This window comes from Mesorhizobium sp. ORS 3428 (assembly GCF_001854785.1).
Lineage (GTDB): Bacteria > Pseudomonadota > Alphaproteobacteria > Rhizobiales > Rhizobiaceae > Mesorhizobium.
The window spans coordinates 65,883-78,662 of record NZ_MDFL01000001.1; the positions used below are offsets into that span (position 1 = coordinate 65,883).

Here is a 12,780-nt window from a genome sequence, read left to right on the forward strand (position 1 = left end):
CTACACTCCACGACAATGGAGCCATAGCCATGATCCTCGACCGCTTCCGGCTGGACGACAAGGTCGCGCTGGTGACCGGCGGCACCCGCGGCATCGGCCTCGCCATCGCCAAGGCGCTCGGCGAAGCCGGCGCGCGCGTCGTCGTCGCGGGGCGGACGATGAGGGACGATGCACGGCAGGAACTCGCCGGCATCGCCTTCGATTTCCTCGCCGCGGAAATGCTGGACGAAAAGGCGCCGGACAGGCTGGTCGCCGATACGCTCGCCAGGGCCGGCCGGCTCGACATCCTCGTCAACAGCGCCGGCATCGCCGTGCATGGCGACAGCGGCGACTATCCGGAGGACATCTGGCGGCAGACGATGGCGATCAATGTCGATGCCGTGTTCCGCTGCTGCCGTGCGGCGCTGGCGCCGATGCGCCGCCAGGGCGGCGGCGCGATCCTCAATGTCGGCTCGATTTCCGGCATCGTCTCCAACATTCCGCAGAACCAGGTCGCCTACAACAGCTCCAAGGCCGCGGTGCATATGATGACCAAGAGCCTCGCCAGCGAGGTCGCGGCCGAGAATATCCGCGTCAACGCCGTCGCGCCYGGTTATGTCGAGACGGACATGTCGCGCGGCGGCATCGAAAATCCCGAATGGTTCCCGATCTGGCGCGGCATGACGCCGATGGGCCGCGTCGGCCAGCCCGAGGAGGTTGCGGCGGCGGCGCTTTTCCTGTGCTCTCCTGCTTCGAGCTATGTGACCGGCGAAGTGCTGGTCATCGATGGTGGCTATACTACCCGCTGAGACAGGAGAAGCGATATGAAACTGAAGGACAAGGTCGCCGTCGTGACCGGCGGCGCGCAAGGCATCGGAGCGGCCATAGTGCGCGGCTTCGCCGCCGAGGGCGCCCAAGTCGTCATCGCCGATGTGGGCGTAGACAAGGCGGAAGCGCTAGCGCAAGAACTGGGCGACAAGGCTTCCGCCTTGCGGCTCGACGTACGCGATCTCGCCTCGATCGAGGCGATGGTCGATTCGGTGACGAGGACGCATGGCGGCGTCGACATCCTGGTCAACAATGCCGCGGTCTTCGACATGGGGCCGCTTCTGGAGATTTCGGAAAAAAGCTTCGATCTACAATTCTCGGTCAATGTGAAAGGCCTGTTGTTCACGCTGCAGGCGGTGGCCAAAGGCATGGTCGCGCAAGGCCGCCGCGGCAAGATCATCAACATGGCTTCACAGGCGGGCCGGCGCGGCGAGGCGCTGGTCGCGGTCTACTGCGCGACCAAGGCCGCCGTGATCAGCATTACGCAATCGGCAGGCCTCGCGCTTATCAAGCACGGCATCAACGTCAACGGCATTGCGCCGGGCGTGGTCGATACGCCGATGTGGGACCAGGTCGACGCACTGTTCGCGCGCTATGAGCACTTGCCGATCGGCGAGAAGAAGCGGCAGGTCGGGCTGGCAGTACCTGCCGGCCGCATGGGCGACCCCGACGACTATCGCGGCGCGGCCGTCTTCCTGGCCTCGAGCGACTCCGATTACGTCGTGGCGCAGATGCTCAATGTCGACGGGGGCAACTGGATGAGCTGAGCAGCCAGCGGCGCGGGCTGATGGCAGCCTTGCCGCGATCTCAATCGCTCTGCCCGGAACGATCTCTCTTGGTGTAGAGTGGATGTTCGCGAAGGCGGTCGGCGTCGATAAGACGATCACGGGCCGCGTGGGGAGCCGGGGTGCGCACCGACAAGTCGATTTCCAGACTGCTGACCGAAGCCCGCGACAGCCAGGGCAAAGTATGCCTGACCGGGGCGGCCACCTACACGATATCGCTTCAGGGGTAGTGAGCATGTCGGGCGAGGAGAGGCGCTGGTCGTTCCTCGCGCTGGCCTGCCTGGCCGTGGTCCTCTCGCTCACCACCTGGTTTTCGGCAACGGCGGTGATCCCGGAACTCAAGGCGCGCTGGCAGCTTGGTGCCGGCGCGGCGGCCTGGCTGACCAACGGCGTGCAGGCCGGGTTCGTCTTCGGCGCGCYGACTTCGTCGATCCTCGGCCTGGCCGACCGCTGGCGCCTCAACCGCATGATGGCAGGCGCGGCGGCCCTGGCCGGTGCAGCGAACCTGGTCCTGCTGAGCGAGCCCGACGCTGTCGTTGCGATCCTTGCCCGGTTCGTCACCGGCATCGCGCTGGCGGGCGTCTACCCTCCGGCGATCAAACTGATGGCAACCTGGTTCCGCCGGGAGCGTGGCCTGGCCCTCGGCCTGCTGATTGCGGCGCTGACGCTCGGCTCAGCGCTGCCGCATCTCGTGCGGGCCATCGGCGCGGGGATCGACTGGCGCGTCGTCGTCAGCGCCAGCTCGATCTGCGCATTCGTCTCTGCGGCGATCTTCGCAGGCGCGCTGCATGAGGGGCCGTTCCCGTTCGCGCGCTCGGTCGTCGATCCGCGCCAGATCGGGGCAATCATCCGCGACCGCCCAGTCATGCTCGCCAATCTCGGCTATTTTGGCCACATGTGGGAGCTCTACGCCATGTGGGGCTGGTTCCTGGCCTATGCGGGTGCTGCGGTTGGAGCCGGCAATCCGGTCTTTTTCGGAAATGTTTCCCTGCTCACCTTTGCGGTGATCGCGGTGGGCGCGCTTGGCGCTGCCGGCGGCGGCCTGATGGCCGACCGCCTCGGTCGCTGCAACACCACGGCGCTTTCGATGGTGCTATCCGGCGCATGCGCGCTCCTGATAGGCGTCTTCTTCGACGGTCCGTCCTGGCTCTTCGTTGCGACAGCCCTGGTCTGGGGTGTCTCGGTCATCGCCGACTCCGCGCAATTCTCCGCCGCCGTGACGGAGCTGGCCGAGCCGCATCTCGTCGGATCGGCGCTGGCCTTCCAGATGGGCATCGGCTTTGCCATTACCATCGCCGCCATCTGGACGGTGCCGCTGTTCGGGGATGCCATCGGCGGCTGGCGCTGGGCGTTCCTGTTGCTGGTGCCGGGCCCGGCAATCGGGGCGGCCGCCATGCTGGCGCTGCGGGCCAACCCGGCAGCGCTCAAGCTTGCGGGCGGCCGGCGGTAAATCGCCCGATGCCTTCCATTCCACCACTTGCCGGTGCTTGAGAGGAACGATCTCGCGGCTGACGCATTTTGGTTCCCGTCAACAGCTTGAGGGAAGCAATGCGCATTGCTCATGTCGCGCCGCTCTATGAATCCGTCCCTCCAAGATTTTATGGCGGCACCGAGCGCATAGTCTCCTATCTTACCGAAGCGCTGGTGGAGCTCGGGCACGATGTGACGCTGTTCGCAAGCGGCGACAGCGAGACCTCGGCGCGACTGGTGCCCGCGCGCGACCAGGCGATCCGTCTCGACCCGCGGCCGAAGAAATCGGAGATCGCGGCGCATCTGGCTATGCTGTACGATGTGCGCAAGCGGGCGGACGAGTTCGACGTCATCCACTTCCATCTGAGCCATTTGGTRCATTTTCCGTTCTTCGAGCATATGTCGGGACGAACGGTGACGACGCCGCATGGCAGGCTCGACTATGTCGACCTGGCGCCGGCCTACAAACGCTTCCCTCGCTTTCCGATGATCTCGATCTCGCACAGCCAAAAGCGCGGACTTCCCGATGCCAACTGGATCGCCACGATTCATCACGGCATACCGGTCGATGCCTACCCGCCTGCTTATGAGATGTCCGCCGGAGAACCTTATCTGGCGTTTCTCGGACGTCTTTCGCGCGACAAGCGGCCGGATCGCGCGATCGAGATCGCACGTCGTTCGGGATTGAAGCTGAAGCTGGCGGCCAAGATCGGCGATGACGACCGCGCCTATTTTCAGGAGACGGTCGAGCCGCTCATCGACGGCGACCGGGTCGACTATGTCGGCGAGATCGCGGAAAAGGAGAAGGCGAAGTTTCTCGGCAATGCGGCGGGCCTCCTGTTTCCCATCGACTGGCCCGAGCCGTTCGGTCTCGCTCCGATCGAGGCTATGGCATGCGGCACGCCGGTGATTGCCTGGAATTGYGGCGCCTTGCCGGAGATCATAGATCAGGGGGTAACAGGCTTCGTCGTGGACAGTGTCGAGGATGCGGCCGCAGCGGTGCCCGCTCTTGTCAAACTCGACAGGCGGCAGGTCWGGGCGGTCTTCGAAAAGCGGTTTTCAGCGACGAGAATGGCGCGCGACTATCTTGCCGCCTATATGCGCCTGATCGGTACCCATGAAGTGAAGGCTTCCTGAACGCTATTGCCTTGGGGGGTGCAGCAACGAAGAGGTCGTAAATGATGGAACTCGACGAGCGCAAGCTCGATCCCGCCGTGGCCCTTGCCTCGCTGGACGAAACGGCGCCACGGGAACCGCACCGGCTGTTTGCCCTCAAGCAGGGCGACTGCTTTGCCGTCACGGACGCCTATGGCGACATCAGGGGCGCCGGCGACGGTTTCTTTCGCGACGATACTCGCGTCCTGTCCGAGTTCCGCCTGACTGTCGGCGGCCGGCAGATGTCGCTGCTTGGCGCCTCGCTCAGCCAGGACAATGTGCTGTTCACCAGCAATCTCACGAATCTACCGATCCAGAGCGCCGCAGGCCGCGATATTCCGCAAGGCGCGATCCACATCGAGCGCGTCAGGCTGATCTGGCAGGATCGGCTTTTCGATCGCATCACGCTGTCCAACTACAGCCGCGAGCATTCGACGATAGTCGTCTCGTTGCATTTCTCCGCCGACTTCCGCGACATGTTCGAGGTGCGCGGCTCGACACGGCCCCGGCGCGGAACGGTCCATGTCGCCAAAACCGACAAGGCGTCCGTRCTGCTCGGCTATGACGGTCTCGACGGATTGCCGCGCATGTCAGCGATTTCCTTTTCGCAGGCCCCCGAYAAGTTGAGCGACAATCGCGCCGACTTCCTGATCGCTGTCACCAAGCGCAGCAGCAAGGTGCTTTATGTCGAAGTCGGTCCAGAGGTCGCCTCCGATGCACCCGGACGCGAGCGTTTCCGCGCCGCAGCGGCCAGGGCTCGTTTCGGCATGCGCGCCAAGCGCCGGCATGGCTCCACGGTGTGGAGCTCAGGCCGCGTCTTCAACGACTGGGTCGAGCGAGCTCGCGCCGATGTCGCGTTGCTCACCACCGAGCTCCCGACCGGGCCTTATCCTTATGCAGGCATCCCATGGTTCTCGACGGCTTTCGGCCGCGACGGGGTGATCTCGGGCTTGCAGATGCTATGGCTCAATCCCGGTCTGGCGCGCGGCGTGCTGGCATTTCTTGCCAAGCATCAGGCGACGGAGACCTCGCCCTTCATCGATTCCCAGCCAGGCAAGATCATGCACGAGACGCGCAAGGGCGAGATGGCGGCGTTACGCGAGCTCCCCTTCGGCCGMTACTATGGCGGTGTCGACACGACTCCGCTCTACATTCATCTCGCCTGTGCCTACGCAGACCGCACCGGCGACATGGCCTTCATCGACACATTGTGGCCGTCGCTCAAGGYGGCTGCCGAATGGACGGAGGAGGCAAGCCGGGCGACGGGTTTCGTCACCTACCAGCGCGCTGCCGAGTCCGGCCTCGCCAACCAAGGCTGGAAAGACAGCATTGACTCGGTCTTCCATGCCGACGGACGCATGCCCAAAGGGCCGATCGCGCTGGTCGAGGTTCAGGGCTATGTCTTTGCCGCCTACCGGGGCCTTGCCGCGCTTGCGCGCCGCCGCGGCGAGTTCGCCGATGCCGAGCATTGGGAAAACCGTGCCGAAGAAATGCGCCTGGCTGTCGAGCGCGATTTCTGGATGGATGATCTCAACTTCTATGCCCTGGCGATCGATGGCGCGGGCGAACCCTGCAAGGTCCGGACCACCAATGCCGGGCATCTGCTCTATGTCGGGCTGCCGCAGCCGGAGCGCGCCAAGATCGTCGCCGACCAATTACTGGGAGCCTCCTTCCATTCCGGCTGGGGGCTGAGGACGCTCGCCGACGACGCGATCTTCTTTAACCCGATGTCCTACCACAACGGGTCGATCTGGCCGCACGATACGGCGCTGTGCGGCGTCGGCCTGGCGCGCTATGGCGAGCGCGACAGCGTGGTGCGGCTGATGAGCGGCACTTTCGAGGCGGCCGTGCACTTCAACATGCGGCTTCCGGAATTGTTCTGCGGTTTCACCCGGGCGCCGGGCGAGGCGCCGATCGCCTATCCCGTCGCCTGCTTGCCGCAGGCCTGGTCGGCAGGCTCCACCTTCATGCTGATGCAGGCCTGTCTCGGCCTGGAGGTCGATGGCTGGGAAGGCGAATTGCGCGTCACGCGCCCGAAATTGCCCATCGGCATCGACACGCTGACGTTGCGGCATCTAACCGTCGGTGACAGATCCATCGATCTGACCTTCCAGCGAGTCGGGGACCGTGTCGTGGCCTTCCTCGCCGACCGATTCGAGGGGCAGGTGCCTCTTATCGTGCGGACCTAAGGCATGTCTCCCGAAGTGGGAATCGGTTTCGGGACAACGACTTAGTTTAATTTCAAAACCCAAAGCGCGTGGAGCGAATCTGAATGATCGCAACGCGCCATAGACTGGTCGTTTTGCGCAATTCCGGACGGAAACCGACACGCTCGTCCCTGGAATTGCCCCAGTGCCGAATTCCCAAGCGCGCGTCCGATAATCGAAAAATGTCGGAACCCAGGACCGGTTCATGCGTTTGCAAAATTGGTGCCGGCTCAGCGCTCCGCAGCCGGCAAGAACGAAAACAAAATAGCGGGYAGTCGGAGGCAACCTGGCGTTTCAATGATACAATATGGCGTCGATTTTTTGTGGGTTCTCATCCTCGCAAGTCTCGGACTTTCCGCCCTCGCGATTTTCCTTTCGATATCTCGGTACCGCCGTCAGCATGCGAGGGCAGYGAACATGCCTGCCTCGGGTGAAGATGTCGCCTCGGAAGCAGCCCGCCAGGTGATGCGCGAATTCGAGAAGAACGGGCAGTCGGTCGACGCTGCCCTGGTCACCTGGTCGCCGGAGACGCTGCGCAAGATACTTACCGAGGATTTGCCGGACGCACAGGTCATCGTCGTCTCCAACCGCGAGCCTTACATCCACAACGAAAGGAACGGCGAGGTTGAACTGGTTGTGCCGGCGAGCGGGCTGGTCGCGGCGCTCGAACCGATCACGCGCGCCTGTGCCGGCACATGGATCGCTTATGGCGGCGGCAGTGCCGACCGCGTGGTGGTCGACAACAACGACCGTGTACAGGTACCGCCCGGCAATCCCTCCTACACGCTGCGCCGGGTCTGGCTGACGGACGAGCAATATCAGGGCTACTATCTCGGCTTCGCCAATGAAGGCTTGTGGCCGCTTTGCCATATCGCCTTCACCCGTCCGATCTTCCGCGATTCCGACTGGGAGGCTTACGAGGCCGTCAACCGCAAGTTCGCAGATACGGTGGTCGCGGAGGCCCGCAACGAGCGCCCGATCGTGCTTGTCCAGGATTACCATTTCGCGCTGCTGCCGCGCATGATCCGCGAGCGCCTGCCGGATGCGATCGTCATCACCTTCTGGCACATTCCGTGGCCGAACTCGGAGGTGTTCAGCATCTGCCCGTGGCGCGAACGCATCCTCGACGGACTGCTCGGCAGCTCGATCATCGGCTTCCACACGCAGTTCCACGCCAACAACTTCACCGAAAGCGTCGACCGCTTCATGGAGAGCCGGATCGAACGCGCGGACGCCGCCGTGTCCTATGGCGGCCAGACGACGCTGGTGCATGCCTATCCGATTYCGATCGAGTGGCCTGCCGAAATGTTGAAGGCCCTGCCATCGGTCGAGGAATCGCGGCAACACATCCGCGAGCGGTTCGGCATTCCGGCCGATGCCAAGCTCTGCGTCGGCGTCGAGCGCCTCGACTATACCAAGGGCATCCTCGACCGCTTCCACGCACTGGAGGAACTGTTCATCCGCCATCCGGAAATGATAGGCAAGGTGGTGTTCCTGCAGATCGCGGCGCCCAGCCGAGGCTCGTTGCCTGCCTACAAGCAGTTGCATGACGAATGTCTTCGCTTTGCCGGGGAGCTCAACGAGCGCTATGGCAACGAGACCTATCGTCCCGTCGTCCTGGTCGCCGAGCATCACTCCCAGAAGGACGTCTACGAAATCTACAGGGCGGCCGACATCTGCCTCGTCACCAGCCTGCACGACGGCATGAACCTCGTCGCCAAGGAGTTCGTCTCGGCGCGCGACGACGACGAGGGCGTGCTCCTGCTCAGCACCTTCGCGGGTGCCTCGCGCGAGCTGCTGGAGGCGCTGATCGTCAATCCGTACGATGCGGCGATGATGAGCGAGACCATGCTGCACGCGCTCACAATGGGACTGGAAGAGCAGCGTGGGYGCATGCGGCGCATGCGCGAGATCGTCCGGGACAACAATGTCTATCGATGGGCCGGCAGCATGCTGCTCGACGCGGCGCGACTGAGGAAGCGCGACGAGCTCGACCGGGTCACGGCTTTAGCCGACCGGTCGGCGAATGGCGACAACGTCGTCTCCATGTTCGAACGCAGACAGGCAGTCGGTTATCGATGAACACACAGACAGATTTGACGCCACGACTCTCCGAAGGTCGATGGGCGCTCTTCCTTGACATTGACGGCACCTTGCTGGAACACGCGGCCCATCCGGACAACGTGTCGGTCAGCAAAGAGCTGCGCCTCCTCCTGGAAACGATCGAGCGGCGGCTCGACGGCGCGCTCGCCTTCATCACCGGCCGCTCGATCGACGCTGTCGACCGGCTGTTCGATCCCTTGAAACTGCGCATCGCCGGCCTCTACGGGCTGGAGCACCGGCTCACGCCCGATGGGCAGGTCGAGGCCGCCGACGAACCGGCCGATATGGCGGCGCTCGCCGACGAAATCGAGCTGGAGCTGGCGAGCAAGGCTGTCTATGTCGAGCGCAAGGGGCCGGTGCTCGCCATTCATACGCGGGCGGCGCCGCATCTGCTGGCGCGCGCGACAGAGCTGGTCGAGGCGGCACTTGCCCGCCTGCCGGAAGGGTATCGGGTGATTGCCGGCAATGCCGGCGTCGAACTGATGCCGCTCGAGGCCGCCAAGGGCGCAGCGATCCGGCGCTTCATGCAGATCGATCCGTTCACCGGCCGGCGCCCGGTGTTCCTCGGCGACGACACGTCGGACGAAAACGGCTTCGACACCGTCAATGCGGCGGGCGGAATCTCAATCCGCGTGAAACCGCAGGGCGAGACCGCGGCGCGTTTCGCGATCGCAGATGTCGCCAGCGCGATCGCCTGGCTTGAAGCCAATTTCGGCGCGGTCGACGCAGAATTCAGCCGCCGCGTCTCGGCGTAGCGCCATCGCCAGTTTCCCGAGCACTGTCCTAAAGCGCATCGCGATCTTTCAGATTCGCTCCATGCGCTTTAGATTTTGATTTTAACGCGTCTTTGTCCCGAAACCGGTTCCCACTTTCGGAAGACTTGCTTTAGTTCCTGTCGACCGGCTTGGAGCGCATCCGCGACACGGTTTCGCGCTCGGCGCGTTTGGAGCGCATCGGCGGCAGGCCGCGGTCGATGAGGTCCATGTCCTCCAGCACCATGTCGCCCATGCGCTTGAAGGCGACGTCGAGCGCTCCGGCGCGGTGGGCCGAGCGCAGGAAGCCGGGCAGGGCGCGCACCGGATGGTCCTTTGCCAGCGGTTCTTCCGGGAAGACGTCGCTGGCGGCAACGATATGGCCGCTTCTCACTGCTTCCATCAAGGCCGGGAAATCGACGACGCCAGCGCGGCTGAGCAGGATGAAGGCGGCCCCTTTTCGCATCTTCGCGAAGGCCTCGGCACCCAGAAAACCCTGGTTCTCGCTGGTCACCGAAGCGACGACGAAGACGAAATCGCTTTCCGACAGCACCTTGTCGAGCGAGGCCGGCTCGACGCCGTGCTCGATCAGAACGGAAGGCGGCAGCCATGGATCGTAGACCTTGGTGCGGGTGCGGAAGCCCGTCAGCAGACGATTGAGCGCGCGGCCGAGGTCGCCGAAGCCGATGATGCCCACATCTGCACCTGAGAGCAGCCGCGCGGTCTTGTTGCCGTCGCCGCCCCACAGCTCCTTGCCCTGCCGAAAGGCCAGGTCGGCATCGACGATGTTGCGCGCCAGGTTGAGCGCCATGGCAAGGCCGAGTTCTGCGACCGGCTCAGCGAAGACAAGGCCGGTGGTGACGACATGGATGCCGCGGGCGAAYAGCGTCTCATAGGGCATGTTGTTGAGGAGGTTGGTCTCAACGTTGAAGATGCAGCGCAGCGCCTTCAATTTCTCCAGCGTCTCCGGAGCGATCGGCGGCTGACCGACGATGTAGCGGGCTTCGGCCAGTATGTCCGTCGGCAATTTCGAGACATCTTTCGGCGTGGTCTCGACGATGCGATATTTTCTGCGAAAATGCGCCAGTTGCGTGGGCGTGAAGATCAGGTCGAGCGTGCGCGGTTCGGGCGCGCTGATGACCAGCGGCAAGGATTCGACGGACATGGTTCATCCTCCCAGTGCGATTGGATCGCGTCAATCACATCCGTGTTTTACTCGCGGTGAAACGATTTACAACAGAAAAAAATCGATTTATCGGTTAGTTTAGCAGGGCAGCAAAATGGCTGTCCGCCTCGGGAGGAGCTCAATGGCGCAGAAGCAAGCCCGGCAGCGGCGCCCGTCGATCCACGACGTGGCAAGCCATGCTGGCGTGTCCGCGGCCACCGTCTCCAAGGTTCTGGCCGGCGTCACCACGGTGAAGCCGGAAAACGCGCAGCGCGTCCTCGATGCGGTCGAACAGCTCGGTTACCGCGTCGATCCGCTTGCCTCGGACATGCGGCGAGCCAAGCGCCGCATCATCGGTGCCATCATGCCCGAGTTCGAAAGCGAGTTCTTCGGCCAGATGGTGAGCGAGCTCGAAGGCCTCGCCGAGCAGCGCGGCTATACACTGGTCGCCGCCTCCAGCCATGAATCGGAAACGCGCGAGAAGGAGGTCCTTGCCCGCATGCATGACTGGCGCGTCGCCGGCGTCGTGCTGGCGCCTGTGCGCAACGAGCACGGGCCGGCCGCTGCTTTCATGAAGGCGAACGGCATGACCGGCGTGCTGATCGACCGCGTGCTTGCTGACGATGCCTTCGACACGGTTTCGGCCGACAGCGCCGCGGCAAGCGCCGAAGTGGCGCGCGCACTGGTCGACATGGGTCATCGCCATGTCCTCGTGATCGGCCTCGGCCAGCAGGCGGCGACGGTGCGTGCCCGTCTCGAAGGGTTCCGCAGCACCGCGCTGGATCTTGCGCCCGACATCCGCATCGACGTCTTGCTCTGCGAAAGCGATGTCGGACCTTTGCGGGCGCTGCTTCACGACTATTTCTCCAAGTGTGCCGACAGTGGCGACCGGCCGACGGCAGTCTATTCGTTGTTCCTCAAAGGCACGCTGGTGGCGCTTTCCGAATTCCGGCGGCGCGGCTGGCACTGCCCGGACGACATCTCGCTGGTCGGCTTCGACGACGCCGAATGGATGCAGGTGACGTGGCCGGCGATTGCTGCAGTGGTGCAGYCGGTGCGCGAGATCGCCGGCAATGCAATGGAGGTTTTGTTTCGCAGGATCGAAGGTGAGGGCGGCCCGCCCCGGGCGCGRCTCGAACCTTGCAAGGTATTGATGCGGGAATCCGTTGGCTCGCCAGGCAACGTCCCGCATTCCGGGGGAGGAGACCGACAATAGCCCCCATTGTCGACAACGGAAGAATAGCGCTGGCCMTGGCCGAGGCATCCGGCGCAGACAACAAACGGAGGATGGAATGGCATCGCTTATCCTGAAAATAAATCGATTTACCATAGCTTTGGGCGCCGCGTTGGTAATGTCGGCCGTGGGCGCCGCCAGGGCAGAGGACGGCGAATATGGCGTGCTGATGAAAACGCTGGCCAATCCGTTCTGGGGCGCGATGGCCCAGGGCGTCGCGGACGGCGCCAAGGAAGCGGGCGTGAAGTACTTCCAGCAGGCGGCGGAAAGCGACCAGGCAGCCGAGCCGCAGCTCAACCTCTGCAACACCATGCTTGAACGCAAGCCGGTGGCGATGATCACCGCGGCCATCAACTCGACCAACCTCCTGCCTTGCCTGAAGTCGGCGCAGGCCGCAGGCATGAAGATTGTCGACCTTGACAACAATCTCGATCAGGCGGTGCTCGACAAGGAAGGCGTCAAGGTCACCTTCCATATCGGTTCCGACAATGTCGCGGCCGGCGCGCAAGGGGCGGAATATCTCGTCTCCAAGCTCGGCAAGGACGCCAAGGGTCCGGTGCTGGTGATCGAGGGTCTCTCCGGCAACATCACCGGCGAGAAGCGCGCCAAGGGCTTCGCCGACAAGCTGAAGGAACTGGCGCCCGGCCTGCAGATCGTAGCTTCGCTGCCCGGCGACTGGGAYCGCGGCAAGGCAGCCTCGATCGCCACCGACACGCTGACGGCGCATCCAGACCTCGTCGCCATCTTCTGCGCCAATGACGGCATGGCGCTGGGTGCCGTGGAATCGGTCTACGCGGCCGGCAAGGGCCAGCAGGTGACCATGATCGGCGTCGACGGCAATGTCGATGCGGTGAAATCGATCAAGGAAGGCCGCCTCAACGCATCCGTCGCGCAGCTTCCCTATCTGGTCGGCAAGCAAGCGGTCGAGAACGTCAAGAAGGCGCTGGCGGGCGAAAAGGTCGAGGACAGCATCGCCGTGCCCACCCTGGTGCTGACCAAGGACGTGCTCGACGCGGGCAAGGAGCCGATGCTGCAATATGTGAAGTAAGGGAATAGGCCGTGGGCAGTAGGGGAACGAAGCACCTTCCCTCAGGCCGCATCA

Annotated in this window: 10 protein-coding genes; 9 read left to right on the top strand and 1 reads right to left on the bottom strand. The window is 63.9% G+C overall.

Annotation, left to right across the window (positions count from 1 at the left end; all coding sequences use genetic code 11):
• Window positions 1-29 precede the first annotated feature (29 nt).
• The 7 genes from ORS3428_RS00300 to otsB all read left to right on the top strand — a co-directional run bounded on the left by ORS3428_RS00300 (window position 30) and on the right by otsB (window position 9,282).
• Window positions 30-788 carry an SDR family NAD(P)-dependent oxidoreductase gene (locus ORS3428_RS00300; RefSeq protein WP_071093810.1) on the top strand — a complete coding sequence of 253 codons (759 nt, stop codon included), beginning with the start codon at window positions 30-32 and terminating at the stop codon, window positions 786-788.
• A gap of 15 nt (window positions 789-803) precedes the next feature.
• The gene (locus ORS3428_RS00305) at window positions 804-1,574 is read left to right on the top strand and encodes an L-iditol 2-dehydrogenase (RefSeq protein ID WP_071093811.1); all 771 of its coding nucleotides are present in this window, start codon (window positions 804-806) and stop codon (window positions 1,572-1,574) included.
• 253 nt (window positions 1,575-1,827) lie between these two features.
• Entirely contained in the window at window positions 1,828-3,042 is a 1,215-nt protein-coding gene (locus ORS3428_RS00310) for an MFS transporter (RefSeq protein ID WP_071093812.1), read from the top strand.
• Window positions 3,043-3,140: 98 nt separating this feature from the next.
• Entirely contained in the window at window positions 3,141-4,199 is a 1,059-nt protein-coding gene (locus ORS3428_RS00315; RefSeq protein WP_071093813.1) for a glycosyltransferase family 4 protein, read from the top strand.
• Between the two features lie 41 nt (window positions 4,200-4,240).
• On the top strand, window positions 4,241-6,406 hold the full coding sequence (locus tag ORS3428_RS00320) for an amylo-alpha-1,6-glucosidase (RefSeq protein WP_071093814.1): 2,166 nt from the start codon (window positions 4,241-4,243) through the stop codon (window positions 6,404-6,406).
• Between the two features lie 315 nt (window positions 6,407-6,721).
• Entirely contained in the window at window positions 6,722-8,506 is a 1,785-nt protein-coding gene (locus ORS3428_RS00325) for an alpha,alpha-trehalose-phosphate synthase (UDP-forming) (RefSeq protein WP_071093815.1), read from the top strand.
• Window positions 8,503-9,282 carry a trehalose-phosphatase gene (gene otsB / locus ORS3428_RS00330; protein WP_071093816.1) on the top strand — a complete coding sequence of 260 codons (780 nt, stop codon included), beginning with the start codon at window positions 8,503-8,505 and terminating at the stop codon, window positions 9,280-9,282. Before ORS3428_RS00325 ends, otsB begins: the two co-directional genes overlap by 4 nt.
• A gap of 130 nt (window positions 9,283-9,412) precedes the next feature.
• On the opposite strand, the gene ORS3428_RS00335 is transcribed toward otsB, so the two are convergent.
• Window positions 9,413-10,444 (bottom strand): hydroxyacid dehydrogenase, encoded by a 1,032-nt coding sequence (locus ORS3428_RS00335; RefSeq protein ID WP_071093817.1) that lies wholly within the window; start codon window positions 10,442-10,444, stop codon window positions 9,413-9,415.
• A 142-nt stretch (window positions 10,445-10,586) separates the two neighbouring features.
• Between ORS3428_RS00335 and ORS3428_RS00340 the strand changes: the two genes are divergently transcribed.
• The gene (locus ORS3428_RS00340) at window positions 10,587-11,660 is read left to right on the top strand and encodes a LacI family DNA-binding transcriptional regulator (protein ID WP_071093818.1); all 1,074 of its coding nucleotides are present in this window, start codon (window positions 10,587-10,589) and stop codon (window positions 11,658-11,660) included.
• Window positions 11,661-11,736: 76 nt separating this feature from the next.
• Entirely contained in the window at window positions 11,737-12,726 is a 990-nt protein-coding gene (locus ORS3428_RS00345) for a sugar ABC transporter substrate-binding protein (protein WP_071093819.1), read from the top strand.
• Window positions 12,727-12,780: the final 54 nt, after the last annotated feature.